General features: G+C 69.9%; 23 protein-coding genes and 1 pseudogene. 12 read left to right on the plus strand and 12 right to left on the minus strand.

Going from position 1 to position 26413, the window contains the following annotated elements:
- Positions 1 to 11: 11 nt before the first annotated feature.
- Together OC490_RS12190 and OC490_RS12195 are read right to left on the minus strand one after the other, a co-directional pair.
- On the minus strand, positions 12 to 215 hold the full coding sequence (locus tag OC490_RS12190; RefSeq protein WP_262057894.1) for a DUF397 domain-containing protein: 204 nt from the start codon (positions 213 to 215) through the stop codon (positions 12 to 14).
- Positions 212 to 1096, minus strand: a complete 885-nt coding sequence (locus OC490_RS12195; protein ID WP_262057895.1) for a helix-turn-helix domain-containing protein — start codon at positions 1094 to 1096, stop codon at positions 212 to 214. Before OC490_RS12195 ends, OC490_RS12190 begins: the two co-directional genes overlap by 4 nt.
- A 324-nt stretch (positions 1097 to 1420) precedes the next feature.
- Between OC490_RS12195 and OC490_RS12200 the strand changes: the two genes are divergently transcribed.
- Genes OC490_RS12200 through OC490_RS12210 form a run of 3 tightly spaced genes read left to right on the plus strand, consistent with a single transcriptional unit; the run spans position 1421 to position 3650 of the window.
- Positions 1421 to 1909: an ATP-binding protein gene (locus tag OC490_RS12200; protein WP_262057896.1), complete on the plus strand. Its 489-nt coding sequence runs from the start codon at positions 1421 to 1423 to the stop codon at positions 1907 to 1909.
- Positions 1910 to 1957: 48 nt separating this feature from the next.
- Positions 1958 to 3067: an AAA family ATPase gene (locus tag OC490_RS12205; protein WP_262057897.1), complete on the plus strand. Its 1110-nt coding sequence runs from the start codon at positions 1958 to 1960 to the stop codon at positions 3065 to 3067.
- Complete coding sequence (locus OC490_RS12210; protein ID WP_262057898.1) at positions 3057 to 3650, plus strand: DUF4276 family protein; 594 nt, start codon at positions 3057 to 3059, stop codon at positions 3648 to 3650. The genes OC490_RS12205 and OC490_RS12210 overlap by 11 nt, the downstream gene beginning before the upstream one ends.
- 8 nt (positions 3651 to 3658) lie before the next feature.
- Here OC490_RS12210 and OC490_RS12215 read toward each other — a convergent pair whose 3' ends face one another.
- Entirely contained in the window at positions 3659 to 4306 is a 648-nt protein-coding gene (locus OC490_RS12215; RefSeq protein ID WP_262057899.1) for a heme oxygenase (biliverdin-producing), read from the minus strand.
- A 111-nt stretch (positions 4307 to 4417) separates the two neighbouring features.
- Complete coding sequence (gene map, locus OC490_RS12220) at positions 4418 to 5275, minus strand: type I methionyl aminopeptidase (RefSeq protein ID WP_262057900.1); 858 nt, start codon at positions 5273 to 5275, stop codon at positions 4418 to 4420.
- 58 nt (positions 5276 to 5333) lie between these two features.
- Between map and OC490_RS12225 the strand changes: the two genes are divergently transcribed.
- Positions 5334 to 5564, plus strand: coding sequence for a hypothetical protein (locus OC490_RS12225; protein WP_200716580.1), 231 nt, complete (start codon positions 5334 to 5336; stop codon positions 5562 to 5564).
- On the opposite strand, the gene OC490_RS12230 is transcribed toward OC490_RS12225, so the two are convergent.
- Both OC490_RS12230 and OC490_RS12235 read right to left on the minus strand, forming a co-directional pair.
- A complete protein-coding gene (locus tag OC490_RS12230; RefSeq protein ID WP_262057901.1) occupies positions 5565 to 6869 on the minus strand; it encodes an MFS transporter in 1305 nt (434 codons plus the stop codon).
- A gap of 53 nt (positions 6870 to 6922) precedes the next feature.
- Positions 6923 to 7525 carry a hypothetical protein gene (locus OC490_RS12235; protein ID WP_262057902.1) on the minus strand — a complete coding sequence of 201 codons (603 nt, stop codon included), beginning with the start codon at positions 7523 to 7525 and terminating at the stop codon, positions 6923 to 6925.
- Between the two features lie 114 nt (positions 7526 to 7639).
- Between OC490_RS12235 and OC490_RS12240 the strand changes: the two genes are divergently transcribed.
- The 3 genes from OC490_RS12240 to OC490_RS12250 all read left to right on the plus strand — a co-directional run bounded on the left by OC490_RS12240 (position 7640) and on the right by OC490_RS12250 (position 9770).
- A complete protein-coding gene (locus OC490_RS12240) occupies positions 7640 to 8722 on the plus strand; it encodes a sialidase family protein (protein WP_262057903.1) in 1083 nt (360 codons plus the stop codon).
- A gap of 79 nt (positions 8723 to 8801) precedes the next feature.
- Positions 8802 to 9542: an NADPH-dependent F420 reductase gene (npdG, locus tag OC490_RS12245; RefSeq protein ID WP_262057904.1), complete on the plus strand. Its 741-nt coding sequence runs from the start codon at positions 8802 to 8804 to the stop codon at positions 9540 to 9542.
- Between the two features lie 63 nt (positions 9543 to 9605).
- A complete protein-coding gene (locus OC490_RS12250) occupies positions 9606 to 9770 on the plus strand; it encodes a hypothetical protein (protein WP_262057905.1) in 165 nt (54 codons plus the stop codon).
- On the opposite strand, the gene OC490_RS12255 is transcribed toward OC490_RS12250, so the two are convergent.
- Entirely contained in the window at positions 9767 to 10537 is a 771-nt protein-coding gene (locus OC490_RS12255; protein ID WP_262057906.1) for a site-2 protease family protein, read from the minus strand. The genes OC490_RS12250 and OC490_RS12255 overlap by 4 nt on opposite strands.
- A gap of 225 nt (positions 10538 to 10762) precedes the next feature.
- On the opposite strand from OC490_RS12255, the gene OC490_RS12260 reads away from it, so the two are divergent.
- Positions 10763 to 14074 (plus strand): AfsR/SARP family transcriptional regulator, encoded by a 3312-nt coding sequence (locus OC490_RS12260; RefSeq protein ID WP_262057907.1) that lies wholly within the window; start codon positions 10763 to 10765, stop codon positions 14072 to 14074.
- A gap of 37 nt (positions 14075 to 14111) precedes the next feature.
- Here the strand turns inward: OC490_RS12260 and OC490_RS12265 are convergent, their stop codons facing one another.
- The 3 genes from OC490_RS12265 to panB form a co-directional block, all read right to left on the minus strand.
- Positions 14112 to 14933, minus strand: a complete 822-nt coding sequence (locus OC490_RS12265; RefSeq protein ID WP_019067291.1) for an ABC transporter permease — start codon at positions 14931 to 14933, stop codon at positions 14112 to 14114.
- Complete coding sequence (locus OC490_RS12270; protein ID WP_262057908.1) at positions 14930 to 15949, minus strand: ATP-binding cassette domain-containing protein; 1020 nt, start codon at positions 15947 to 15949, stop codon at positions 14930 to 14932. The genes OC490_RS12265 and OC490_RS12270 overlap by 4 nt, the downstream gene beginning before the upstream one ends.
- 146 nt (positions 15950 to 16095) lie before the next feature.
- The gene (gene panB, locus OC490_RS12275) at positions 16096 to 16971 is read right to left on the minus strand and encodes a 3-methyl-2-oxobutanoate hydroxymethyltransferase (RefSeq protein ID WP_262057909.1); all 876 of its coding nucleotides are present in this window, start codon (positions 16969 to 16971) and stop codon (positions 16096 to 16098) included.
- Between the two features lie 203 nt (positions 16972 to 17174).
- Here panB and OC490_RS12280 point away from each other — a divergent pair, with 203 nt between their 5' ends.
- The 4 genes and pseudogenes from OC490_RS12280 to OC490_RS12295 all read left to right on the plus strand — a co-directional run bounded on the left by OC490_RS12280 (position 17175) and on the right by OC490_RS12295 (position 21976).
- Positions 17175 to 18764 (plus strand): MFS transporter, encoded by a 1590-nt coding sequence (locus tag OC490_RS12280; RefSeq protein WP_262057910.1) that lies wholly within the window; start codon positions 17175 to 17177, stop codon positions 18762 to 18764.
- Between the two features lie 40 nt (positions 18765 to 18804).
- Positions 18805 to 19425 carry a TetR/AcrR family transcriptional regulator gene (locus OC490_RS12285; protein ID WP_262057911.1) on the plus strand — a complete coding sequence of 207 codons (621 nt, stop codon included), beginning with the start codon at positions 18805 to 18807 and terminating at the stop codon, positions 19423 to 19425.
- A gap of 285 nt (positions 19426 to 19710) precedes the next feature.
- A pseudogene (locus tag OC490_RS12290) lies at positions 19711 to 20662 on the plus strand (endonuclease/exonuclease/phosphatase family protein).
- Between the two features lie 99 nt (positions 20663 to 20761).
- Complete coding sequence (locus OC490_RS12295; protein ID WP_262057913.1) at positions 20762 to 21976, plus strand: MFS transporter; 1215 nt, start codon at positions 20762 to 20764, stop codon at positions 21974 to 21976.
- 143 nt (positions 21977 to 22119) lie between these two features.
- Here the strand turns inward: OC490_RS12295 and OC490_RS12300 are convergent, their stop codons facing one another.
- Positions 22120 to 24156: an NAD(+) synthase gene (locus tag OC490_RS12300; protein ID WP_262057914.1), complete on the minus strand. Its 2037-nt coding sequence runs from the start codon at positions 24154 to 24156 to the stop codon at positions 22120 to 22122.
- A 100-nt stretch (positions 24157 to 24256) separates the two neighbouring features.
- Complete coding sequence (locus OC490_RS12305; RefSeq protein WP_262057915.1) at positions 24257 to 26233, minus strand: protease pro-enzyme activation domain-containing protein; 1977 nt, start codon at positions 26231 to 26233, stop codon at positions 24257 to 24259.
- Between the last annotated feature and the right edge of the window lie 180 nt (positions 26234 to 26413).

The following is a 26413-nucleotide window of genomic DNA, read 5'->3' on the forward strand; positions in this document are numbered from 1 at the left end:
TGGGAACAGGGTTACTTGACCTGCGCGACGAAGGCACTCCAGGCAGTGCGGCCGAAGGGTATGACCGGGCCGGCGGGGATTTTGCTGTCGCGGACGGGGGCGAGGGCGGGGATGTCAGGGGCGAGTTCGAGGCACTCGTTGTTGCCACCGCTGTAGCTACTGCACCGCCACCTCGCGCCCGACAGGTCCGGCGTGTTGTGGCGTGCGGTGTTCATGCCCTGTGCTCCTTGGCCCTGTGTCGGATGACGGCGAGGGATTCCACGGGAGAGAGCGCGGACGTGCGCGCGGCGTCGAACAGCTCCTGGTAACGGGCGACTTCAGTCTCCCGTTCGAACCACATGGAGCCGGTCGGGTTGTCCGCCAGCACTACGTCCAGTGCTGCCTCCTCGGGGAAACCCAAGACTACGTACGGCCCGAACATACTCGCATGGGCGCCGTGGGAGAACGGCAGCACCTGGATGGTCACATTCGACTGCTCCGAGGCGGCCAGCAACTGCGCCAGCTGCCCTTTCATCACATCCGGCCCGCCGACCTGTTGGAGGAGTACGGCCTCCGACAGGACTGCCCAGAGGTGGAGCGGGGAGTTCCCGGTGAGGCGTTCCTGACGGGCGAGACGTACCTGGACGAACTTCTCGATCTCGTCCGCCGTCTGCCATTGCCGCGAGGCGACGGTGACGGCGCGGGTGTATTCCGGAGTCTGGAGCAGGCCGGGGACCAGCTGCGCCTGAAACGTATGGATCGTCCCGGCCATGGCCTCCAGGGCGATGTAGTCGCGGTAGGTGTCCGCGAGCACTGATCCGTACTCGTTCCACCACCCTTGCCTGCGACGGCGGTTGGCCTTCCGGGCCAACTCTGAGAGCCGACGGCGCAGCTCGGTGTCCGTCGCTCCGTAGGCGTGCAGCATCGCGGTCAGGTCCGGGAGCCGGACGGCGACCCGGCCGTTTTCGATCCGGCTGATCTTGCCCTTGGTGCAGTCCAGTGCTTCGGCCGCCTGGGCGGTGGTCAGCTCCGCCGCTTCCCGCAACCTGCGCAATTCGTCGCCGAGTTGGCGGCCGAGGACGGTCGAAGGGTTGGGGGTGGTGCTTTTCGCAAGCATGGCAACACCTTCTAGCAGGACGGCAGATGCGATGGCGGTGGCTTAACTCGAAGGAGTGAATATCGGCATCATCCTAGTCGGCAACGTTGCAGGATCGCATCATCCTTGGGCATTCTGCCGATGTCCGCGACTCCAACCGGAGCCGCGCTGCGGGGAGTTCGCCACAGTCGCCGAGTCCCGAGGAGGCCACCGCACGGCTGCACCGAACGAAGTCACCTTCCGGCTGCCCCGTTGCCATCGCAGCGTGCCCAGAGCGAGGGCCGCGCTGCTCGCGGTGCTCGGTGACGGGGTGTTGATCAAGAGGTCCTGAGCAACGCCGAGTTGGTGCTCTCGGAACTCGTGACCAACGCGCTGCGCGTACCCGCGCCGAGCGATCGCCAGGTAGGCGTACGGATCGCACGCACGGTGGACGAAGGGATGCTACGGCTGGAAGTCAGCGACGCGGGAGCCGGGACGCCCGAGTTACGTGAGCCCGGAGACGAGGAAACGGGTGGGCGCGGGCTGCTCCTGGTCGAGGTGCTCGCCCACCGCTGGGGCGTGGAGAAACGTACGGGCGGGATCGGCAAAACGGTGTTCGCGGAGCTGAAGGCACCGGACATCGTGGCCGAGCCCGTCGAGGTGGAGGTTGCGGCGGTCCTGGTCCGGACCGGGCAGTGCGTGCGGGTATGGGGTGCCTGGCATGCGGTCCTCGATGTCCATACCGAGCAGCATGAATCGCATGAATCCACGGTCGTACTGAGGCTGGACGAGGGGCCGGCACTGCGCGTACATGCGACCGAGCCGCTGGCCGTACGGCGAAGGGAGGACGGATAGTGTGGCCGCGCAACCGCTTCGCGTATACGCGGTGAGTGAGGAGCAGCAGTGATCACCCGGATCGAGATCGACGGCTTCAAGACGTTCGACGATTTCTCACTCGACGTTCCGCCGTTCCTGGTCCTGCTGGGAGCGAACGGTTCCGGCAAGTCCAACCTGCTGGAAGCGATCGCTCTGCTCGGTCGCCTTGTCCGGGAGCCCAGCAGCCAGACGCTGGTCCGCTATGCCAGGCGGGGCGGCCCCCGTGAGCTGTTCCGACGGCGTCCGGACGGGAGTCTGGTGGACGAGATCCACATCCGCGCGAATGTTCTGGTGGAGACCTCGGAGCCCGAGCTGGCTCACGTAGGGGTCCACGCGTACATCGGCTTTCGTAATGCGCCGGACCCGTTGGACGTTGTGGTGACGATCAAAGATTCTCGTTTTGGCGATGAGGTGGACCGCGCTCTGAAGCGAGCAACCGAAGGCTGGCGCCTGCTGGATCCCCTGCCCGATGCCATGCGCCTGCCCGCTGACGCGTACGACATCGAGGCGTTGACCGAAGACGGCCGTAACCTCGGTGCCGTACTCGGTCGTTTGTGGAAGTCGAAGGAGCGGAAGTCCGCCTTTCTGGCAGACGCGGCGGCTGTTCTGCCCGATGTGCGGAAGATCGACGTCGTACAGGACAGGGACCAGGCCCAGTGGGACGTCTGGATCCAGTACCAGTACGAGCCGTGGATGGCTCCGCGCGTCGTGTCCGGTGGGACGCTGCGGGTGCTCGCCTTGCTCGCTGCCGCACATGATCCGGCTCATCCGGGCGTGCTGATGGTCGAAGAACCCGAGAACGGCCTGCACCCGAATCGCGTCCCCCGCCTGTTGGAGCGGTTGAAGGCACGCGTCACGGATCTCGCCGCGTACGAGGAGCCCGCCGAAGGCGTTGGTGACGCGCTCCGCCAGATCATCGTCACCTCCCACTCCCCGGTCGTGCTGGCCTCGTTGCTGGACGAGGCATCACAGGACGTGGTGTTCATGGACACGGTCACCCGGCTGGAGAGCGGGAAGTTGCCGACCAGGTTGACGCGGGCCCGGAGGGTCGGCGTGACCGGTGAGCGCGGTACGTACGTCACGCCCATGGAAGTACGCCAGTACCTGGACCCGGTGGGATACGCGCATGGGGCTTAGGTACTTGAGCATCGCGCTGCTCACCGAGGGGCTCAGCGACCAGTGGTTCCTGCTGCCGCTCATCGACCGCCAAGTGGCGGCGCTGGAGCCGCAGTCCGCTCCCGGATTCGATTTCGGAGGCACGGCACCGGGAAGTCGCTTCACGGTTGCGCCGCGCGACGAGGTGGTCAAGGAGGTCGCCTTGCTCCTGGAACACATGGACATCGTGCTGATCCATCATGATCACAACGAGCGGAGCAAGGTCGAATCCGTCCGGGCGAGGCTCGGCAGTGCGGCGGACCGGCTCGTCGGGATCGTCCCGGTGCGGGAGACGGAGGCCTGGATGCTGGCCGACGCCTCAGCGCTGCCCACGGCGATGGCGGAGGCGTCGGTACGCGACCTGGTCCGGTCACCTCGCGATGTCGAGAAGGTCCCGGATCCGAAGAAGGCTCTGGCCGAGGCGTTCGGCCCACGGCACCGGCCGGAGTACGACTTCGACCGGCTGGGCCAGCACGTGTCCTTGGCGGTGTTGCAGCAGGTTCCCGCCTATGCCCGTTGGGTCAGTGACTTGCGTACGGCGATGGAGCGACTGCGCTTCTTGTGACGGCCACGTCACGCGCTCAGCGGAAACTCCTCGCCCAACGCCCGAAAGACCCCGGTGTTCAACGCGAACGCCCGCTTGCACTCGGCCACGATCCGCTGCTTCTCCAACTCGTCGACCTGAACTCCGTCCAGCAGCTCCCGGTACCCCCGCTTGAACGCCGCCGGGTTGCCGATCTCCTCGAAGACGTAGAACCGCACCCCGTCCCCCCGCCGCGTGAACCCCCATGTCCGCTCCGCCTTGTCGCGGATGATCTGGCCGCCGGAGAGGTCGCCGAGGTAGCGCGTGTAGTGGTGGGCGACATAACCGGCCGGCCACTCCTCCGCGCACTCCCGGACCCGGTCCGCGTACGCCCGGGTCGCCGGCAGTGCGGTCAGCCCGGACCGCCAGTCCGCGCCCCGCAGATGTTCGAGGTCCCGCTCCAGTGCCGGCAGTCGGAACAACTCGCCCTGGATGAACGGCCCGGTCACCGGATCCGCCGCCAGCCGCTCCGCACCGGTCTCCAACGCCTCGTACACGAACCACAGTTGCTCGGTGTAGCGGGCGTACGCGTCCACGCCCAGTCGGCCGCCGAGCAGATCGCTCATGAAGGTGGAGGTCTCGGCCTCCACGTGCTGTTCGTGGGACGCGGCGCGGATGACTGTCGAGAAGGAGTCCATGAGCTCTATCCTCTAAGGCAAGCCTTACCTAAGTCAACAGGTTGCCGACATCCTGTCGGTAAAAGCGTACAAGAAAAGACCCACCCTCGGCTGAGAGTGGGTCCCCAGGTGCTACGGCAGCGTGAGCACCTCCACCCCCGTCTCCGTCACCACCAACGTGTGCTCGAACTGCGCCGTCCGCTTCCGGTCCTTCGTGACGACCGTCCACCCGTCGTCCCACATGTCGTACTCGTACGTTCCCAGCGTCAGCATCGGCTCGATGGTGAACGTCATCCCGGGCTGGATGACCGTCGTCGCGTGCGGGCTGTCGTAGTGCGGGACGATCAGGCCGGAGTGGAAGGACGAGTTGATGCCGTGGCCGGTGAAGTCCCGGACCACGCCGTACCCGAAGCGCTTGGCGTACGACTCGATGACCCGGCCGATGATGTTGATCTGGCGGCCCGGCTTGACCGCCTTGATCGCCCGGTCCAGGGACTCGCGGGTGCGCTCGACCAGCAGCCGGCTCTCCTCGTCGACGTCGCCGACCAGGTACGTCGCGTTGTTGTCGCCGTGCCCCCCGCCGATGTACGCCGTCACGTCGAGGTTGATGATGTCGCCGTCGCGCAGCACCGTGGAGTCCGGAATGCCGTGACAGATCACCTCGTTGAGCGAGGTGCACAGGGACTTGGGGAAGCCGCGGTAGCCGAGCGTGGACGGATAGGCGCCGTGGTCGCACATGTACTCGTGCGCCACCCGGTCGAGTTCGTCCGTGGTCACCCCCGGCGAGATGACCTTCGCGGCCTCCGCCATCGCCCGCGCGGCGATCCGCCCGGCGATCCGCATCGCCTCGATCGTCTCGGGGGTCTGCACCTCCGGCCCGGTGTACGGGGTCGGCGCGGGCTTGCCGACGTACTCGGGGCGACGGATGTTTCCGGGCACGGGACGGGTGGGAGAGAGCTCCCCTGGTACGAGCAGCGACTGGCCAGACATGCCAGCGAGTCTAACCAGCGGACATGGGGGAACATGGCCGTAGGGAAAGGAGCCGTTGATGGCCCTGTTCAAGAAGCGCACGGTCGGGAAGCCCGGCGAGTGGTACTACTGCCTCGAACACAAGAAGGTCGAGGAGGGGCCGGAGTGCCCCGCCAAGGACCGCTTCGGGCCGTACGCCACCCGCGCGGAGGCCGAGCACGCGATGGAGACGGCCCGCGAGCGCAACCTGGAGTGGGAGACCGACCCCAAGTGGCACGACGCCACCAAGGGGAGCGCCGACGAGGACTGATCAGGCAGGGGCGGTGGCGTCGGCCGCCCGCTGCGCCTTCAGCCGCAGCGCGTGTTCGTCCGTCCTCGCGTCGTACGACATCAGCTTCGGCAGTCCCGCGGCCAGCAGCCCCACCGCGCCCACGCACATCAGCCCGCCCGCCCACACCGAGGTCCGCACCCCGGACAACGCGGCCATGCCACCGGACCTGACCTGCCCCAGCTGCGGGCCCACCGAGTAGGACAGCAGCTCGATCCCGGCGAGCCGGCCGCGCAGCTCGTCCGGGATCGTCTGGTTCCACATCACGGCGCGGAAGATGCCGCTGACCATGTCGAAGCCGCCCGCGAGGGTGAGGAACAGCAGCACCAGCCATACGTTGCCCACGGCACCCGCGCAGGCGATCGCCGCGCCCCACAGTGCGGCGGCCAGCACCACCATCCGCCCGTGCCGGTGGATCCGGGAGGTCCAGCCGCTGGTCACACTCACCAGCAGGGCACCGGCCGGGACCGACGAGTACATCAGCCCGAGCGCCCACTCGGCGTGCAGGTCGTCCGCGAGGAACGGCAGCACCGCCAGCGGCATCGCGAAGAACATCGCCGCGAGGTCGATCGCGTACGTACCGAGGAGCTCCTTGCGGCTCCACGCGTACCGGGCGCCCTCCGCGATCGACCGCAGCGAGGGCTTCCGCGCCTCGTGGGCGCCGGGGGAGGAGGCGATACGGAAGATCAGGACCACGGACACGACGAACGTCAGCGCGTCCGCCGCGAACGCGTAGGGCAGGCCCGCGAACGCCACCACCACACCCGCCAGCGCCGGTCCGACGACCCCGCCGACCGTCCAGCGCAGGGAGTTGAGCGCGGACGCGGCCGTCATGTGCTCGTGCGCCACGATCCGCGGCCACAGCGAGTCCAGCGCGGGCCGCTGGACCGAACCGAGCACCGAGGTCAGCGCCGCGATCACATACAGCGGCCACACGGCGGGCGCCGGCAGCAGCGAGTTGAACAGCAGCGCCCCGCACAGCACACCGAGCCCGACCTCGGTCCACACGATCAGCTTCCGCTTGTCCCACGCGTCGGCGAGCGCACCGCCGTAGAGCCCGAACACGATCAACGGCACGAGTTCTACGGCACCGATCGCGCCCACCGCCGCGGCGGAGCCCGTGAGTTCCTTGATCTGTACCGGGAGTGCGACGAACGTCAGGAAGTTCCCGAAGTTCGAGATCAGCCCCGCGAGCCAGAGCCTGCGGAAGTCGGCGGAGGCGTGCCAGGGGGCGAGGTCGGGGAGGAGGGCGCGGAGGCGGGCAGGGGGAGCGGGACTGTCGGTCACGAGGGGCAATGGTCGGGGCCGGGGGAGGGCCGGGCAACCGGATTTCCGGCGCCCTACCAGCGGGCGGGCGGCGGTGCCGTCAACTGGTCGGTGAGGCGGGAGAGCCGGTCCCGGAAACGCCGTCGCCCCCGCGCCGCCGGCAACACGTTCTCCCCGGCCGCCGCGCTCACCAGATGCTGCACGGTGTCGAGGTCCAGGTCCGTGCCCTCGGGTACGGCGAGCGACTCGTGGGCCAGGGACGCCAGTTCGCGGTTCCCGGAGCCGAGCGAGAGGACGGTCGCCCCGGCCCGGCGGGCGTCGTGCACCCGTTCCAGGAGCGGATCGCCCGGCCCCTCCGGCGACACGACGAGCAGCGTCTCGCCGCGCCGGGCCGCCTCGATCCGGCCGAGTCCGACGGCCAGATGGGCCGGGTCCGAGGGGCGTGCGTCGTGCCGTACGAGAGTCGGGGCCAGTTCGGGTGTGCCCGACCAGGCCGCCTCGTCGACCAGGTGCGCCGCGAGATGCCACGGCTCGTACGCGGGCGTGCCCACCAGCAGCAGCCCGCCCCCGTGCGCCACCACGGACCCGCGCAGCACTCCCGCGAACCGTCGCGTGGCCCCCAACCACTCGGTCCCGGCGAGCACTTCACGAAGCAGCGCGACCCGTACGGCGTCCATGTCCGCGCATCCTGCCGCAACCGGCCACTCGTGACGTGGAGTTCACCACGAATTCGCCCAACTTGGGGATGGTGCGGGCTCATCGGTCCCGCACGTCGCACGAGGAGTCACCTCATGACAGACCCCGCAGAAGTCACCGTTCCGTTCCGCGCGGGCGAAGGGGGCTACGCGAGTTACCGGATCCCGGCGATCGTGGTCTCCCGCGCCGGTACCCTCCTCGCGTTCTGCGAGGGCCGGATCGCCTCCGCGAGCGACTACGGCCACATCGACATCGTCCTGCGCCGCTCCACGGACGGTGGGCGCACCTGGGAGCCGTTGACCGTCGCCGCCGACAACGGCACCGACCTCGCGGGCAACCCGGCCCCCGTCGTCCTGGACACCGGCCGCATCCTGCTCGTCCACGTCCGCTCGGCCGCCTCCGCGAGCGAGGACGCCATCCTGCGCGGCAAGGTGAAGGCGGCCGACGGGCGGCGGGTGTGGGTGCGGTACAGCGACGACGACGGGGTCACCTGGTCCGACCCCAAGGAGATCACCGAGCAGGTGAAGAAGCCCGAGTGGCGCTGGTACGCCACCACCCCCGGGCACGCGATCCAGCTGAGCACCGGCCGCGTGGTCGTCCCCGGCAACCACACGGTCCCGCCCACCGGCACCGATGTCGGCAACGAGGCCAAGTACAACAGCGGCCACTGCCTGCTCAGCGACGACGGCGGCGAGACCTGGTCCCTCGGCTACGTCGACGAGAACACCGACGGCTACATCAACTGCAACGAGACCACCGCCGCCGAACTCCCGGACGGGCGCGTCTACTTCAACACCCGCAACGACTCCCCGTCCCCCGGCAACCGCGCCGACGCGTACTCCGAGGACGGCGGCAGGACCCTCGTCAAGCCGTTCCGCCCGCAGGCCGGCCTCGCCGCCCCCGTCTGCGAGGGCAGCGTCCTCCAACTCCGCGACCCCGACGTGCTGTTGTACTCCGGCCCCGGCGACCCGGCCGCCCGCGCCCTGATGACCCTGCGCGCCTCGGCCGACGGCGGCACCACCTGGCGCCCGGTGTTCACGGTCGACGGCCTGCCCGCCGCCTACTCCGACCTCGTCCGCGTCGACGACGACACGGTCGGACTCCTCTACGAGACCGGGGACTTCGGGGCGTACGAGACGATCACGTTCCGCCGGGTGCCCGTGACCGGTCTGACCTGATCGGTGACGTGCCTCACCCGGTCCGTGACAGACCTCACCTGAGCCGATGCGGGCGTCATAGCGGACGTAAAGTCGGCCCATGACCTCTACCGACAGTGCTGCACAGACCCCCGCGACGGCCTCCGGGACCGCCCCCGCGAAGGCCCCCGCCAAGGACCCGTGGGACCTCCCCGACGTCTCCGGACTGGTCGTCGGCGTGCTCGGCGGGACCGGGCCGCAGGGCAAGGGCCTCGCCTACCGGCTCGCCAAGGCCGGCCAGAAGGTGATCATCGGCTCTCGCGCCGCCGACCGCGCGCAGGCCGCCGCCGACGAACTCGGCCACGGGGTCGAGGGCGCCGACAACGCCGAGACCGCGCGCCGCAGCGACGTCGTGATCGTCGCCGTGCCCTGGGACGGCCACGGCAAGACCCTGGAGTCGCTGCGCGAGGAGCTGGCCGGGAAGCTCGTCGTCGACTGCGTCAACCCGCTCGGCTTCGACAAGAAGGGCGCCTACGCGCTGAAGCCGGAGGAGGGCAGCGCCGCCGAACAGGCCGCCGCCCTGCTGCCCGACTCGCGGGTCGCCGCCGCCTTCCACCACCTGTCGGCCGTCCTGCTCATGGACACCGAGATCGCCGAGATCGACACGGACGTGATGGTGCTGGGCGAGGAGCGCGCCGACGTCGAGATCGTGCAGGCGCTGGCCGGCCGTATCCCCGGCATGCGCGGTGTCTTCGCGGGCCGGCTGCGCAACGCCCACCAGGTGGAGTCCCTGGTCGCGAACCTGATCTCCGTCAACCGCCGCTACAAGGCACACGCCGGGCTGCGCGTCACGGACGTCTGAGCGGGTGGGGGACACTGGTGGCTGCCCAGCAGTGTCCCCCCGTCCTCGACAGGAGCCGATCCCATGCCCCGCCTCGCCCTCTACGCCCTCGTCGTCTGCCTGCTCGCCGTGGCGGCGGCGGTCGTCTCCTTCGTGGAGGGCAGCTGGATCGGCATCGTGTGGGTCCTGCTCGCGGGGCTCTCGTCCAACATGTGCTGGTACTACCTCAAGCGGGGCCGCACCGCCTAGCGCCAGAACTGGTAGAGGCTGTAGCCGTTCGACGTCTGCCAGTCGCTCACGCCCAGCCCCCGCAGGACCGCGTCGATCATGTCGAAGAACTCCCGGTTGATCGACGGCACCCACAGCAGCGCGAACACGAACAGCAGGCCGAACGGCGCGAACGGCTCCACCTGCCGCTTGATGTCGTTCGACAGCCAGGGCTCGATCACGCCGTAGCCGTCCAGGCCCGGCACCGGCAGGAAGTTCAGGATCGCCGCGGTCACCTGGAGCAGGGCCAGGAAGGCCAGCGCGTACTGGAAGTCGGCCGGCACCCCGTCGAGGGAGTGCAGCCAGAACGGAGCCGTGCAGACCGCCGCGAACAGCACGTTCGTCAGTGGGCCCGCCGCCGAGATGAGACTGTGCTTCCAGCGCCCGTGGATCCGCCCCCGCTCGATGAACACGGCCCCTCCGGGCAGACCGATGCCGCCCATGATGACGAAGATCACCGGGAGCACGATGCTGAGCAGGGCGTGCGTGTACTTCAGCGGGTTGAGGGTCAGATAGCCCTTCCCGCCGATCGAGATGTCACCGCTGTGCAGCGCGGTGCGCGCGTGCGCGTACTCGTGCAGACACAGGGAGACGATCCAGGCCGCCGTCACGAACAGGAACACGGCGATGCCCGGCTTCTCGGCGAACCCGGTCCAGGTGGCCCAGCCGGTCACCGCCGTGACGGCCAGGATCCCGAGGAAGACGGGACTGATCCGCCGGTCGCTCGGGCGGGTGGTGGTGGCGGTCATGGGGGTGGGCTCCCTGTTGAGGTCGGTGGAACGCGAAGCCCGACGGTACCGGGCACAAGGGAAAACGTCTCGCGGGTGGCCACCAGTTCCGGGGAAGGTGGGCGCATGGGACTCTGGCACGCGATCCGCGATCCCGTCACCCCCCCTCGGGGCGGCGGCTCCCGCACGCCGGCCCGGCGCCGCGCCGCCCCAACCCCGTGACCGCTTCCGTCGCCACCAGAGACAATGGACCCCGTGCGCTATCGCATTCTCGGTACCACCCAGGCACTTCGCTCCGACGGCACGCCCGTCCCGGTCGGCGGGGCGCGGCTGCGCGCACTGCTCACCGTGCTCGCCCTGCGGCCCGACCGGGCCGTGCCCGCGAGCTTCCTGGTGGACGAGGTGTGGGGCGCCGACCCGCCCGCCGACGCGACGGGTGCGCTGCAGGCGCTGGTGGGCAGGTTGCGCCGGGCGCTCGGCGCGGACGCGATCGGCTCGACGGAGAGCGGCTACCGGCTCGCCGTCGCCGCCGACGACATCGACCTGCACCGTTTCGAGCGGCTGACCGGCGAGGGGCTGCGGGCGCTGGCCGACGGCAACCCCGCGAAGGCGGCGGAGGCCCTGGACGACGCGCTGGCGCTGTGGGGCGGCCCGGCCCTCGCGGACCTGCCCGACCGTACGGCGGAGGCGGCCCGCTGGGAGACCCGTCACCTGGACGCCCGCCGCGCCCGTCTGACGGCGGCCCTGGCCCTGGGCGACGCGGACACCGCCCTGCCCGAACTGACCGCGCTGTGCGACACCCACCCCCTCGACGAACCCCTCCAGTCCCTCCGCCTCCAGGCCCTCCGCGCCACCGGCCGCACGGCGGAGGCGCTGGCCGCCTACGAGGACGTACGACAACTGCTGGCGGACCGGCTCGGCTCCGACCCGGGGCCTGAACTGCGGGCGCTGCACGGGGAGTTGCTGCGGTCCGCGGACGGGGAGAGCGGGACACGGACCATCCCTGTGCTCACCGGGACCGATGACTCCCTCGCCGCACCACCTCCCGGCAACCTCCGCGCCCGCCTCACCTCCTTCGTCGGCAGGGAAGCCGACATCGACGTCATCCGGACCGATCTCGTCGCCGCCCGGCTGGTGACGCTGCTCGGGCCGGGCGGGGCCGGGAAGACACGGCTGTCGCAGGAGGCCGCCGAAGGGGTGCGGGACGCGGCGCGGGACGGAGTGTGGCTGGCCGAACTCGCCCCCGTCGACGACCCCGAGGCCGTACCGGAGGCCGTGCTCACCGCCCTCGGGGCGCGCGAGACCGTGCTGTACGGCGCCGGCGCCGAGGCGATCCGGGCCGCCGGGGGAGAGCGGCACGACGACCCCGTGGAGCGGCTCGCCGAACACTGCGGGCGGCGCCGGATGCTGATCGTCCTCGACAACTGCGAGCACGTCGTGGACGCCGCCGCCCGCCTCGTGGAAGCCCTGCTGGAGCGCTGCCCCGAACTCACCGTGCTCGCCACCAGCCGCGAACCCCTGGGCGTACCGGGGGAGTTGCTGCGCCCGGTGGAGCCCCTGCCCGACCCCGTCGCGCTACGGCTGCTCGCCGAGCGGGGTGCGGCGGCCCGGCCGGGGTTCGCGGTCGACGACGACATCGAGGCCTGCGCCGAGATCTGCCGGCGGCTCGACGGGATGCCCCTCGCCATCGAGCTGGCGGCGGCCCGGCTACGGATGTTGACACCGCGTCAGATCGCGGACCGGCTCGACGACCGCTTCCGGCTGCTCACTTCGGGAAGCCGCACCCTGCTGCCCCGCCAGCAGACCCTGCGGGCCGTCGTCGACTGGTCCTGGGACCTCCTCGACGCGGACGAACGGGACGTGCTGAGCACCCTGTCCGTCTTCGCGGGCGGCTGCGACCTCGCCGCCGCCGAGGCCGTGTGCGGACCCGTCGCGTTCGAGACGCTCGGCTCCCTCGTCGACAAGTCCCTTGTCGTGGCGGCCCCTTCGGGCGAGGGCGAGATGCGCTACCGGCTCCTGGAGACCGTCGCCGAGTACGCGGGCGAACGGCTCGCCGAGTCCGGCCGCCGCCCCCGCGCCGAGCGCGCCCACCTGACGTACTACCGCGAACTCGCCCGCACCACCGACCCGTTGCTGCGCGGCCCCGGCCAACTCGCCGCCGTGGAGCGGCTGGAGCGCGAGTACGAGAACCTCCGCACCGCCCTGCGGCACGCCGTCGCCGAGCGCGACGAACAGGAGGCCATCTGTCTCGTCCTGTCACTGATCTGGTACTGGCAGATGCGCGACGTCCGCATCGAGGCCCGCAACTGGTGCGTCGAGGTCATGGCCCTGGGCCCCGACCCCTTCGCCGCCCCCGTCCAGCGCGCCGCCCCGGTCTGGCAGCGCTGCACCGACATCCCGCCCCCGCTCACCGGGGAACTCCTCGCCGAGGCCCGGCGCGGCCTCCATCTCGCCCATCTGGCCTGTATGGACACGGAGTTGGACGCCTGGGAGACACCGGCCGCGAAGGAGAAGCTGGGCCTCATCGCCCAGGTCTACGAACCGGGTCTGCCGCAGACCTGCCGTACGCCCGGCATGTTCTGGTTCTTCGCCGTGATGCTCAGCGGCAGCGTGGAGCGGCTGCCCGAGATCCTCGACGCCGACGTCCACACCTGCCGGACCACCCCCGGCATGGAGTGGGAACTCGCCACCACCCTCCAGATGCGCGCCAACATGCTCGCCAACCGCACCGACTGGGCGGGCGACGCCGCCCGGGACGCCGACGAGTCGCTGGAGATCTTCCTTGGCATCGGCGACATCTGGGGCGTCGCCGAGGCGCTCTCCGCCCGCGCCGAGGCCCGGGAGCGCCTCGGCGAGTACCGGCTCGCCGCCGCCGACTACGAGGCCGCGATCGAACACGCCGAACGGCTCGGCGCCCATGGGCAGACGGCCGTACTCGGCGCCCGGCTCGGCAGTGTGCTCATCGAGGAGGGCGAGTTCGAACGCGGCGAGCGCATCCTGCGCGAGGTCATCGACCGGCCGCACGGCGTGGCCACCGAGGCGATGCCCGCCGCCCGGATGTTCCTCGCGAGCCGCCTCGCCATGTCCGGCCGGATCGCCGAGGCGCGCGAGGAACTGCGCCTGCTGCGCGAGGAGTTCCACATCGCGCACTTCATCGTCTTCGACGCGTTCATCCTCGGCTCCGAGGCCTGGGTGGCGGCGCTCGACGGCGAGTACGACGAGTCCCTGGACAAGATCCGCAAGGCGCTGAAGCGGGCCGGCGACCCGCTGTCCGAGGCCATCGCCCCGCACATGAACTCGCTGTACCTGGGGATCGCCGCGGTCGCCCTCACCGAGATCGACGGCGGCGACCGGGCCAGGGACGGCGTCCGCTGCCTCGTCGCGGCGCGGGCGCTGCTGCCGACCGGGCATGTCCCGACCTTCATGGAACGCGAGGTCTACCGCCAGGCCGAACAGCACGCGCGCGCCGCGCTCGGCGACGCGGCCTACGAGGCGTGCGCGGCCGGGTACGCCGAAGGCGACGGCCTCTCCGCGAAGGAGGCCGCCGCCCTGGTGTGAGCCGGCACGAACCCGCTGGGACGGGACGCATGCCCGGTCAGGTCTTGGTGCGGAACTTGTAGATCGAGATCGGGGCCATCACCGCGGTGAGCCCCACCGACCAGGCGAGGGTCAGCAAGGTGCCATGGGCGACCGGGCCGCCCACCATCAGCCCACGGGCCGCGTCCGCCAGGGCGGAGAGCGGGTTGTAGTCGGTGAAGTTCTGCAGCCAGCCCGGCATCGACCCGGTCGGCGCGAAGATCGACGAGCCGAACTGCAGCGGCATCAGCACCAGGAAGCCCATGGCCTGCACGGACTGCGCGGACTTCATGGTCACGCCGAGGGTGAGGAACACCCACATCAGGGCCGAGCCGAACACCGCGGACAGTCCGATCGCGGCGAACATGCCGAGCCAGTGGTGGATGTGGAAGCCGACGAGGACACCGACGACCATCAGCACGGCGGACGCGACCAGCATCCGCATCATCTCGACCGAGATCTTGGCGATCAGCACCGAGGCCCGCCCGATGGGCAGCGAGCGGAACCGGTCCATGACCCCGGTGTGGAAGTCGGTGTTGAAGCCGGTGCCCACCCCCTGGGCCATGTTCATCCCCATCATGGCGAGCAGACCGGGCACGACGTACTGCACGTACGCCTCCTGCCCGCCGCCCAGCGACTGCCCGATCGAGCCGCCGAAGACGTACACGAACAGCAGCGTGAAGATGACCGGGAACAGGATGGCGTCGAACATCGACTCCGGGTCCTGCCGGATCCACAGCAGATTGCGCCGGATCAGGGCGCCGGTGTGGCGCAGGTGGTTGCGCAGCGGGATACGGGGGTCCGACGCGACGGCGCCGGGCTTCACGGCGACGGCGCTCATACGGCGACCTCCTCGCGGTCGGGGGTGGGCACGGAGTCCTGCGGGGCGCTGGCGCGGTGTCCGGTGAGGGACAGGAACACCTCGTCCAGGCTGGGCAGTTCGGTGGTGATGGAGGCGATGGTGAGGCCACGGGCGCTCACCGCGCCGACGACGGCGGTCAGTTGCTCGTCGCTGAGGATCGGCACCAGAACCGTGCCGCTCTCCACGTCGACGGTGACGGTGGCCAGTCCGGTGATGCCCAGCTCGTCCAACGCGTGGGCCAGCGGCCGTAGTTGCAGCGGATCGGTGGGGCGGATGCGCAACGCCCGTCCACCGACCTTCGCCTTCAGCTCGTCGATCCCGCCGTTCGCGATGACCTTGCCGTGGTCCACCACGGTCAGCTCGGAGGCGAGCGCCTCGGCCTCCTCCATGTACTGGGTGGTGAGCAGCACGGTCACCCCGCCGCCGACCATGGACCGCACCTCGTCCCACACCTCCATGCGGGTGCGCGGGTCGAGACCGGTGGTCGGCTCGTCCAGGAACAGTACCTGCGGGTGCCCGATCATCGAGGCGGCCAGGTCGAGCCGGCGCCGCATACCGCCGGAGTACGTACTGGCGGGCCGCTTGGCGGCGTCCGTCAGCGAGAACCGCTCCAGCAGTTCGTCGGCGCGGGCGCGGGCGTCCTTGCGGGACAGGTCCAGCAGCCGCCCGATCATGTAGAGGTTCTCCCAGCCGGGGAGCTTCTCGTCGACGGAGGCGTACTGGCCGGTGAGGCCTATCACCCGGCGCAGCTGGCGAGGCTGGCGCAGGACGTCGTAGCCGGCGACGGTGGCCTCGCCGGCGGTCGGGGCGAGCAGCGTGGACAGGATGCGTACGAGGGTGGTCTTACCGGCACCGTTCGGCCCGAGCACACCCATCACGGTGCCCTCCCGGACGTTCAGGTCGACGCCGTCCAGCGCCTTGGTCTCGCCGTAGTGCTTGACCAGCCCCCGCACGGTCACTGCCGTGCCGCTGGGAGTGTTGTCGATTCGCGTCATGCCGATGACAGTGCCAGGGCCTGCCGACAGAACACCGACATCCCACCGACAGCCCACCGACGGCCCCCAGGGACGGGGCAGCCCCGCCGACGGGGGAAGATCGGCGGGGCTGTGTAGTACCGCAGTGGCTCTGTGACCTGCTGACGTCAGTGGACCGAGTGCTCCTCAAGCGGGAACGTCCCGCCGACCACGTCCTCCGCGAACGCCTTCGCCGCGTTGCCCATGACCTCGCGCAAATTGGCGTACTGCTTCACGAACTTGGGCATCCGACCGCCCGTAAGCCCCAACATGTCGGTCCACACCAGGACTTGGGCGTCGGTCTCGGCCCCCGCCCCGATCCCGACGGTAGGAATGTGCAGCACCCGAGTCACCTCGGCCGCCAGCTCCGCAGGAACCAGCTCCAGGACGACCGCGAACGCCCCGGCGTCCTGCACGGACTTGGCGTCCCGCAGCAACTGCTGGGCGGCCTCCTCGCCACGCCCCTGCACGCGGTACCCCATCGCGTTCACGGACTGCGGGGTGAGGCCGATGTGCGCCATGACCGGGATACCGGACTCGACAAGAAGCCGGATCTGTTCGTGCGACCGCTCGCCGCCCTCCAGCTTCACCGCGCCGACCCCGGCCTCCTTCACCAGCCGGGTCGCCGAGCGCAGCGCCTGCACCGGACCCTCCTGGTAGGAGCCGAAGGGCAGGTCGCCGACGATCAGGGCGCGGCTGGTGCCGCGTACGACCGCGGCGGACAGCATGGTCATCTCGTCCAGTGTGACGGGCACGGTCGACTCGTACCCGAGGTGGCAGTTGCCCGCCGAGTCGCCGACGAGCATGACCGGGATCCCGGCCTCGTCGAAGACGGACGCGGTCATCGCGTCGTAGGCGGTGAGCATGGGCCACTTCTCGCCGCGTTCCTTGGCGAGAGCGATGTCGCGAACGGTGATACGGCGTGTGCCCTTGCCTCCGTACAGCGCCTTGCTGCCGTCGGAGGAGCTGTTCTTCACAGTCGGGGCAGCCGAAAGCTGCGTCATTGCAACGGCTCCTTCAGTCATCTTGAGGCACCCTTACGGCGTCCCCAGATCCCCTCCATGGTGGCACCTCGTGTCACGGAGGGCCAGAGGGGCCCACGTCACCCGCGTCACGTCAGGAGGCATACGTAAGGTCTGAGTAAAAGATTTACGATACGGCACGGTCTCGTATCGGAATTCGCCCGCAACTCCCTAGTCTGGACCGCATGACCACTCCACCCGTCCCGGGCACCCGGATACCCGAAGCGGTGCACCGTCGCCGTTGGGCCATCCTCGGCGTGCTGATGCTGAGCCTGCTGATCGTGGTGCTCGACAACTCGATCCTCAACGTCGCCATCAAGACCATTTCCACCCCGGCTCCGACCGGCCTGGGCGCGACACAGAGCGAGCTGGAGTGGGCGATCAACGCCTACACCCTCGTCTTCGCCGGCCTGCTGTTCACCGCCGGCCTCCTCGGCGACCGGCTCGGCCGCAAGAAGGTCCTGCTCGGCGGGCTCGTCGTGTTCGGCATCGGCTCCGCGCTGGCCGCCGAGTCCGGCTCGCCCGGCCAGCTCATCGGCTTCCGGGCCCTGATGGCACTCGGCGCCGCCTTCGTGATGCCCGCCACCCTCGCCGTCCTCATGAACGTCTTCGAGCGCGAGGAGCAGCCCAAGGCCATCGGCATCTGGGCCGGCGGCGTCGGCCTCGCCATCGCGATCGGCCCGATCACCGGCGGTGTCCTCCTCGACCACTTCTGGTGGGGCTCGGTCTTCCTGATCAACGTGCCGATCGTGATCGTCGCGCTCGCCCTGATGATCTGGCTGGTCCCCGACTCCCGCGACCCGAAGCCCGGCCGCCTCGACCCGATCGGCGTGATCCTGTCCGTCGTAGGCCTCGTCCTGCTGGTCTACGGCATCATCGAGGGCGGCGAGCTCGCCGACTTCACGGCGCCCAAGGTGCTGTCGACGATCCTCGCCGGTGTCGTGGTCCTCGCCGGGTTCGTCTGGTTCGAGAAGCGCAGCGACCACCCGTCCATCGACGTCACGTACTTCAAGAACAAGGTGTTCTCGGCCGCGATCGCCGCCATCGCGCTGGTCTTCTTCGCACTGATGGGCGTGACCTTCTTCTCGGTCTTCTACACCCAGAGCGTGCGCGGCTACTCGCCGCTGCAGACCGGTCTGCTGATGCTGCCGCTGGCCGCCGCGCAGATGATCTTCGCGCCGCGCGCCCGGCTGGTCGTCGACCGCTTCGGCTACCGGATCACGACCGGCGTCGGCCTGCTGCTGCTCGCCGGGACGCTCGCCGCGTTCGCGACCCTCAAGGCGGACACGCCGATCTGGATCCTGGAGGTCGTCTTCTTCCTCATGGGCACCGGCATGGCCCACGTCATGACCCCGACCAGCGTCGTCATCATGCAGACCCTGCCGCGCGAGAAGGCGGGCTCCGCGTCCGCGCTGAGCAACACCTTCCGCCAGGTCGGCGGCGCCCTCGGCATCGCCGTGCTCGGCTCGGTGCTCTCCACCGCCTACCGTAACGGCATCGAGGGCAAGCTCGGCTCGGTGCCGGCCGCCCTGCGCGACACCGCCGGCGAGTCCATCGAGGCCACCCTCGGAGTCGCCGCGAAGCTCGGCCCGCAGGGCAGGTCCCTGGTCGCCCCGGCCAACGACGCGTTCCTGCACGCCATGCACATCACCGCCCTGTGCGGCGTGGGCGTCGCGCTCGTCGGCGCTGTGGTCGCGTTCCTCTTCCTGCCCGGGAAGCCGACGGTGGCTCAGGAGGGCAAGGAGGAGCCGGAGTTGGTCGTAGTCGGGGAGTAGCCGCGACAATCGACCGGGGACGACGAAGGGACGGAACGAAGTGAGCCTTGCCGACAACGGAACTCGGCAGTGCGCCCCCACCAGGGGACGCCCGCGCAGCGAGGCCGTCGAACGCGCCATCACGGAAGGCGTGATGAAGCTCCTGGAGGAAGGCGTGCCCCTGGCCGAACTCTCCATCGAGCGCATCGCCCGCACCGCCGGTGTCGGCAAGGCCACCATCTACCGCCGCTGGCCGGGCAAGGAGGAGTTGTTCGTCGACGTCGTCCGCGGGGCCGAGCCGCCGGACCCCGAACTGCCCGGCGTCTCCCTGCGCGACGACCTCGTGGCCATGGTGGAACAGCTGCGCCAGCGCGGTCTGATGGCCCGCTCCTCGGCGCTCCTCCACAACGTGTTCGCCCAGATGAAGAGCAGCCCGAAGGTGTGGGCCGCCTACCACGCGACGGTCGTGGAACCCCGGCGCCGCAAGCAGGTGGACATCCTGCGCCGCGGTCAGGAGAGCGGCGAACTCCGCACCGACCTCGACGCCGAGCTGATGAACGACATGCTGGTCGGCCCGATGCTTCTGCGCACCGTCATGCGCGCCGACGCCGACCTCCCCGAGGGCCTGTCCGAACTCCTCGTGGACACCGTGCTGGTGGCCCTGCGCCCGGCCAAGTCCTAGCGGATCCGTATGTGCGCGTCTCGTCACAAACAGGGCCTGCGGACCGGTATTCGGAACCCGTGGCGCCGACTTGTTCGTCCTCGTGCCAGTACGGCCGTCATGGGACGGCGGATCGGAACCGATCATCCCCTAGGGTCGTAGGCGCGGGGACGACGGTGTGCACGGCAGGTAGTGAGGCGACGGTATGGCACAGCAGGCGTATGTGGCGGAGACGGACGACGGCGGCTCGGGGGACGAGCCGCACGGAAACCGACTTCGGCGCCTGCGGAACAGACTGTTCGACGGCTGGCGGGGCGACCGGAGGATCTGGCGACGGGGACTGATCCTCGCCGCGCTGGCGATCGTCCTGGCCCTCGTGATGCTGCTGCACTCACGCATCCCCAACCGGATCGGCAACCTCGGCAGCCTCACGGAGACCTTCCTGCCCTGGTTCGGGATCGCGATCCCGCTGCTGCTGGTGCTCGGCCTGGTCCGCAAGTCGGTGACCGCGCTGATCGCCGTCGTACTCCCGGCGGTCGTCTGGCTGAACCTCTTCGGCGGGCTGCTGCTCACCGACAAGACCGGCACCGGCGGCGACCTGACCGTGGCCACGCACAACGTCAACGCCGACAACCCCGACCCGGCCGGTACGGCCCGTGACGTGGCGGCGTCCGGCGCGGACATCGTCGCCCTGGAGGAGCTGACGGCCTCGGCGGTCCCGACGTACGAGAAGGCACTCGCGTCGACGTACAAGTACCACGCGGTCGAGGGCACGGTCGGCCTGTGGAGCAAGGACCCGATGACCGGCGTCCAGGCCGTGGACATCAAACTCGGCTGGACCCGCGCGATGCGCGCCACCGTCACCACCCCCGAGGGACAGATCGCGGTCTACGTCGCCCACCTCCCCTCGGTGCGGGTGAAGCTCGAAGCCGGCTTCACCGCCCGGCAGCGCGACAAGAGCGCGGACGCGCTCGGTGAGGCCATCGCCGCCGAGCCGTTGAAGCGGAAGATCCTCCTCGGCGACCTCAACGGCACGATGAACGACCGTTCGCTGAACGCCGTCACCTCCCAGATGCGCTCCACGCAGGGCGCGGCGGGCGACGGCTTCGGGTTCAGCTGGCCGGCCTCGTTCCCGATGGCGCGGATCGACCAGATCATGGTCCAGGGTGTGGAACCGGTCACCTCGTGGACCCTCCCCAGGACCGGCAGCGACCATCTCCCGATCGCGGCCCGTGTGAACCTGGACACGAGCTCTTAACCTCGTGGAATAGAGCGCCTGGGAGTCTTTGTTCCGTAACTGAACTTAAGCTTGGCAGTACGGAACTCCGCTCTCCCTCGAAAGGCACAGGCACCTCCCATGCCCCTGGCCCTGCTCGCTCTGGCCGTCGGCGCTTTTGGTATCGGCACCACCGAATTCGTGATCATGGGCCTGCTGCCCGAGGTCGCGGACGACCTCCACGTCTCGATCCCCACGGCGGGACATCTGGTCTCGGCGTACGCGCTGGGGGTCGTCATCGGCGCCCCGCTGCTCGCGGCGGTCACCGCCCGCCTGTCCCGCCGCACGGTCCTGATCGGCCTGATGGTCCTGTTCGTGGCGGGCAACGCCCTCTCGGCCCTCGCGGCGAACTACGACTACCTCCTCGTCGCCCGCTTCCTCAGCGGCCTGCCGCACGGCGCCTTCTTCGGCGTGGGAGCGGTGGTCGCTACGACGATGGTGGCGCCCGAACGCAAGGCGCGCTCCGTCTCGTTGATGTTCCTGGGCCTCACGGTCGCCAACATCGTGGGCGTGCCCGCAGCCACGCTGATGGGCCAACACCTGGGCTGGCGGGCCACGTTCCTCGCGGTGAGCGTGATCGGCCTGGCGGCGATAGCGTCGCTGGCCCTGCTGATCCCGCACGATCACGCACACGCGCCGGCGGTGGGCCTGCGCCGCGAGATGGCGGCTCTCCGCTCCCTCCCGGTATGGCTGGCACTCGGCACGACAGTGGCCGGCTTCGGGGCCCTCTTCTCGGCCTACAGCTACATCACCCCGATGCTCACGGACGCGGCGGGCTTCGCCGACGGCAGCGTGACGCTGCTCCTGGCCCTGTTCGGCGTAGGCGCGACGGCAGGCAACCTGGTGGGGGGCCGCCTGGCGGACCACTCGCTCCGGGGCACGCTGTTCGGCGGCTTGGTGTCCCTGGCGGCGGTCCTGGCCCTGTTCCCGCTCCTGATGACCACGGAGTGGAGTGCGGCCCTGTCGGTCGTCCTCCTGGGCGTAGCGGCGTTCGTGACGGGCTCCCCCCTCCAACTGATGGTGATGGAAAAGGCTTCCGCAGGTCCCTCATTGGCCTCTTCCGCGAACCAGGCAGCCTTCAACTTGGCGAACGCGGGCGGCGCCTGGATCGGCGGCCTGGCCTTGGCGGCGGGCTTCGGTGCTACGTCACCTGCGGTGGCCGGCGCGCTGTTGGCCGTACTGGGACTGGGAGTTGCGGCCACGGCGTGGAGCGTGGACCGGCGTCGAACGGTACCGGGCCGCGAGCGCCTCGTCGCAGTCCACGTCCCTGAACAGTCCCCGGCGCTGCACCCCTGACCTTTCGCCCACCCGCCCGTCTCGGTGGGTTGAAAGGTTCAAGGTTCACCTTTTGGCCGACAGTAGACGGGCGATGGGTGGGCAAAGGCCGGGGGTCTGGGGGCGGAGCCCCCAGGGCCGCACCCCCAGACTCCCGCACTGCATCAGTCGAACCGCTCCAGATCCCGCAGCCAAGCCGTCGCCGACCCGTCCGAAGGCGCCCGCCAGTCCCCACGGGGCGACAGCGAACCTCCCGCCGAAACCTTCGGGCCGTTGGGCATCGCCGAGCGCTTGAACTGGGCGAAGCCGAAGAAGCGGCGGCAGAACACCTCCAGCCAGGACCGGATCTCGGGCAGGTCGTAGGCGACGCGCTTCGCCTCGGGGAACCCCGGCGGCCAGGCTCCCGCCCCCGCGTCGTGCCACGCGTGCCACGCCAGGAACGCGATCTTCGACGGGCGGAAGCCGTAGCGCAGGACGTGGAACAGGGTGAAGTCGTGCAGCGCGTACGGGCCGATCTTCGACTCCGTCGACTGCATCTCCTCACCCGGCACCAGTTCCGGGCTGATCTCCGTGTCGAGGATCGCGGTGAGGATCTTGCCGGTCTCCTCGTCGAACTGGTCGCTGCTCACCACCCAGCGGATCAGGTGCTGGATCAAGGTCTTCGGTACGCCCGAGTTGACGTTGTAGTGGCTCATCTGGTCGCCGACGCCGTACGTCGACCAGCCCAGCGCCAGTTCCGACAGATCGCCCGTACCCAGCACGATGCCGTTGCGCTGGTTGGCGAGCCGGAACAGGTAGTCCGTGCGCAGGCCGGCCTGCACGTTCTCGAAGGTGATGTCGTACACCGGCTCGCCGGAGGCGAAGGGGTGGCCCATCTCCTTCAGCATGAGGCGTGCGGTCGGCGTGATGTCCAGTTCGGCGGCGGTGACGCCGATCGCCCGCATCAGGGCGTGCGCGTTGTCCTTGGTGTGGTCGCTGGTCGCGAAACCGGGCAGCGTCCAGGCCAGGATGTCGCTGCGCGGGCGGCCCGCGCGGTCCATCGCGCGGGCGGCGACGATCAGCGCGTGTGTGGAGTCCAGGCCCCCGGAGACCCCGATGACCACCTTCGGGCCACCGATCGCCGCGAGCCGCTGCTGAAGGCCCTCGACCTGGATGTTGTACGCCTCGTAGCAGTCCTGCGCGAGCCGCTCCGCGTCGGCCGGCACGAACGGGAAGCGTTCCAGACGGCGCCGGAGTCCCAAGTCGGTGAGCGGCGGCGCGAGTTCGAAGCCCACAGTTCGGAAGTCCGACGTCCTCGCCCGGTGCGTACGCCGGTTGTCGTCGAACGTGCCCATCCGCTGCCGCTCCTGCCGCAGCAGGTCGAGGTCCACGTCGGCCACCGCGTACTCGTCGCCGAGCGGGAAGCGCTCGGTCTCGGCCAGCAGCACGCCGTTCTCGTAGATCATGGCCTGGCCGTCCCAGGACAGGTCCGTCGTCGACTCGCCGAGGCCGGCCGCCGCGTAGACGTACGCGGCGAGGCAGCGCGCGGACGCCGAGCGGCACAGCAGTTTGCGGTCCTCGGCGCGGCCGACCGTGATCGGGCTGCCGGAGAGGTTGACGAGGACGGTGGCGCCCGCCAGGGCCGCCTCGGCGCTGGGCGGCACCGGCACCCACATGTCCTCGCAGATCTCCGCGTGCAGCACGAGGGACGGCACGTCCCGCGCCGCGAACAACAGGTCCACGCCGAAGGGGACTTCCTCCCCGCCGACACGGATCGTCCCGCCGCGCTCGTCGGCGCCGTCGGCGATCTGGCGGCGCTCGTAGAACTCGCGGTAGTTCGGCGGATACGACTTCGGTACGACGCCCAGGACGCGGCCCCGGTGCACCAGTACCGCGCAGTTGTAGATCCGGTTGCGGTGGCGCAGCGGGGCGCCGACGACCAGCACCGGGAGCAGGTCCGCGGACCCCGTCACCACGTCCCGCAGCGCCTCCTCGACCTGGTCGAGCAGCGCGTCCTGGAGGAGCAGGTCCTCGATGGAGTAGCCGCACAGGCCCAGCTCCGCGAAGACGGCGACGGCGACGCCCTCCTCGTCGCAGCGGCGGGCGTGGCGCAGGACGGCTTCGGCGTTGGCGTGCGGGTCCGCGATCACGGTGTGGCCCGTGCAGGCGGCGACGCGGGCGAAGCCGTGCTGATAGATCGACCAGAAGTTCAGTGGAGGCACGGGTCCACTGTAATCGTCAGTGAGACGCGATGGGGTGGCGCGGGGTGTCTTGTACCCCACGCCACCCCATCAACAGGTGACTCGCCTACCGCCTACCGGGTCAGTGGTGACCCTTCGGGGAGGCGAACGACTCGACGTAGCCGTTCGCGGGCGTGCCCACGCCGGTCACGTCGTCGTAGCCCTTGACCGCGGACAGCGAGCTGTCCTTGCCGAGGCTGCGGACCGAGGTCAGCAGGCCGTTGGTGGCGTCGTACCCGTTGGCGAAGTCCACGCGCGCCACCGCCAGGCCGGAGCCCGTCGGGTTGTCGGTCACGTCGTGGTAGACCTTCGAGCCGTACTTGGCGTAGATCGACGGGTTGGCGAAACCGATCGCCTTGCCGCCGCGCGCCTCCTGGGCCAGGGCCTGGACCGCCGCGATCACCGGGGAGGCGAGCGAGGTGCCGCCGATCCGGTACTCGCTGTACGACTCCGAGCCGTCCGCCTGGGTCTGCGTCTGGCCGACCTTGAAACCGGTGTTCGGGTCGGCGATCGCCGAGATGTCCGGGACGACGCGGTTGCCGGTGGCGCTGTTGGCCGTGGCGAGCGCCTTCGGGACGACACCCTTCTGGTAGAAGGGCTCGGCCACGGTCTTGCTGGTGCCGCCGCCCGCGCCCGAGGTGAAGGCGCCGGGGAAGCTGGTCCAGCTCTTGCCGTCGGTCGACAGCGCGGCCTTCTCGGTGCCCCAGCCGGTCTCCCACAGGTACTTGTCGCCCTTGCCGACCGCCAGCGAGGTACCGCCGACCGCCGTCACCCACGCCGAGTTGGCCGGGGTGTCGACCTGCTTGACGCCGGGCTGCGTCGGCGTGGTGGTGTTGGCCACCTCGTCGCCGTTGTCACCCGAGGAGAAGTAGAAGCCGATGCCCTCGACCGCGCCCAGCTGGAACACCTGGTCGTAGGCCGCCGCGAGGTCCGGCGTCTGGTTGGCCTCGATGTCGCCCCACGAGTTGGAGACGATGTCGGCCAGGTGGTTGTCGACGACCTTGCTGAGCGAGTCGAGCAGGTCGTCGTCCATGCAGGAGGCGGAGCCCACGTACGTGACGTTGGCGTCCGGAGCCACCGCGTGCACGGCCTCGACGTCGAGGGTCTCCTCGCCGTACCAGCCCGAGGCGTCGCACTCGTCGGCACCGGTGTTGGTGTAGTCGCTGGGCAGGACCTGCTTCAGCTGACTGGTCTTCCAGGTGGCGTCGCCGTGGTTCTTCGCGTAGGTGGCCGCGTCGAACGCGATGGTCGGCGAGGCGTAGGCGTCGGTGATGGCGACGCGCACGCCCTTGCCCGTGTACTTGCCGGCGCCGTAGGCGGCCCGCAGCTGCTTGCCGGTGTAGCCCTCGATCGCGTACGGGATCTTCTTGCCGTACGCCGAGGGCAGGGTGGTCGCGGTGTTGGAGCCGTAGTACGAGGAGAACGGTCCCGAGTTCTTGAACACCGCGGTCGGACCCGGCAGCGTGTCGTCGTGGTTGGCCTTGTGCGGGGCGTTGTCGAGACCGGTGACGGTCAGGACGGCACCGTTGAGGCTGTCCGGCGCGGAGGCCGTCTTCGACGGGGCGCGGTAGGTCTTCGAGCCCTTCGAGTAGTTGTGCAGCGAGGTGCTGAACGCCTTCTCGACCGCCGCCACGTCACCGGAGACGGTGACGTAGTGCTGCGTGGTGCCGGTGACCTTCAGCCCGGCGGACTTCAGCCAGGACTTGACGGCGGTCACCTGGGCCGTCGTGGCGCCGAAGCGCTGCTGCACCTGAGCGGCGCTCAGGTACTTGCCGTACGAAGCCGAACTCGGATCCGAGACGGCCTTGGCGTACGCCGCGAGGCCGGAGGCGTTCCGGCCGGCGAGGTAGACCCGGGCGGAGACCTTGGAGCTGTCGGAGGTGGCTCCCTTGTCCGCCTTGGCCGTCGCCCACGCGGGCTTGGTGCCCGCGAGAGCGTCCCGGCCCGGGGTGTCCGCGGCGTGCGCCGCGGGTATACCGAGCGCCAGAGCGCCGGCGATCATGGGCAGTGTCGCTGCCATGCTCACGCCGGCGCGCATGGTGGCGCGATTGGATCTCATAAAACCCCCTGCTATGCGGTTCGACGCATGGAGTGGTCGGTCATGCGGGATCCGCACGGAACCTGCGGCGGGAGGTCCGTGGATGGATCACACGATGGGGGCCACTCTTTCGATGAACCGTTCATGCCAGGGGAACGCAAAAGTCAAGAGAAACCCAAGGAACCGTCACCCAGGGCGAAT

The sequence above is a fragment of the Streptomyces sp. STR69 genome (genome assembly GCF_024519455.1).
Classification (GTDB): Bacteria; Actinomycetota; Actinomycetes; order Streptomycetales; family Streptomycetaceae; genus Streptomyces.

Coding starts and splice junctions, on each gene's coding strand:
- OC490_RS12295 (WP_262057913.1), top strand. CDS start 20,762: ATGCCCCTGGCCCTGCTCGCTCTGGCCGTCGGCGCTTTTGGTATCGGC.
- panB (WP_262057909.1), bottom strand. CDS start 16,971: ATGACGCAGCTTTCGGCTGCCCCGACTGTGAAGAACAGCTCCTCCGAC.
- OC490_RS12280 (WP_262057910.1), top strand. CDS start 17,175: ATGACCACTCCACCCGTCCCGGGCACCCGGATACCCGAAGCGGTGCAC.
- OC490_RS12190 (WP_262057894.1), bottom strand. CDS start 215: ATGAACACCGCACGCCACAACACGCCGGACCTGTCGGGCGCGAGGTGG.
- map (WP_262057900.1), bottom strand. CDS start 5,275: ATGTCTGGCCAGTCGCTGCTCGTACCAGGGGAGCTCTCTCCCACCCGT.
- OC490_RS12305 (WP_262057915.1), bottom strand. CDS start 26,233: ATGAGATCCAATCGCGCCACCATGCGCGCCGGCGTGAGCATGGCAGCG.
- OC490_RS12215 (WP_262057899.1), bottom strand. CDS start 4,306: ATGGACTCCTTCTCGACAGTCATCCGCGCCGCGTCCCACGAACAGCAC.
- OC490_RS12250 (WP_262057905.1), top strand. CDS start 9,606: ATGCCCCGCCTCGCCCTCTACGCCCTCGTCGTCTGCCTGCTCGCCGTG.
- OC490_RS12255 (WP_262057906.1), bottom strand. CDS start 10,537: ATGACCGCCACCACCACCCGCCCGAGCGACCGGCGGATCAGTCCCGTC.
- OC490_RS12195 (WP_262057895.1), bottom strand. CDS start 1,096: ATGCTTGCGAAAAGCACCACCCCCAACCCTTCGACCGTCCTCGGCCGC.
- OC490_RS12235 (WP_262057902.1), bottom strand. CDS start 7,525: ATGGACGCCGTACGGGTCGCGCTGCTTCGTGAAGTGCTCGCCGGGACC.
- OC490_RS12265 (WP_019067291.1), bottom strand. CDS start 14,933: ATGAGCGCCGTCGCCGTGAAGCCCGGCGCCGTCGCGTCGGACCCCCGT.
- npdG (WP_262057904.1), top strand. CDS start 8,802: ATGACCTCTACCGACAGTGCTGCACAGACCCCCGCGACGGCCTCCGGG.
- OC490_RS12210 (WP_262057898.1), top strand. CDS start 3,057: ATGGGGCTTAGGTACTTGAGCATCGCGCTGCTCACCGAGGGGCTCAGC.
- OC490_RS12260 (WP_262057907.1), top strand. CDS start 10,763: ATGGACCCCGTGCGCTATCGCATTCTCGGTACCACCCAGGCACTTCGC.
- OC490_RS12225 (WP_200716580.1), top strand. CDS start 5,334: ATGGCCCTGTTCAAGAAGCGCACGGTCGGGAAGCCCGGCGAGTGGTAC.
- OC490_RS12240 (WP_262057903.1), top strand. CDS start 7,640: ATGACAGACCCCGCAGAAGTCACCGTTCCGTTCCGCGCGGGCGAAGGG.
- OC490_RS12270 (WP_262057908.1), bottom strand. CDS start 15,949: ATGACGCGAATCGACAACACTCCCAGCGGCACGGCAGTGACCGTGCGG.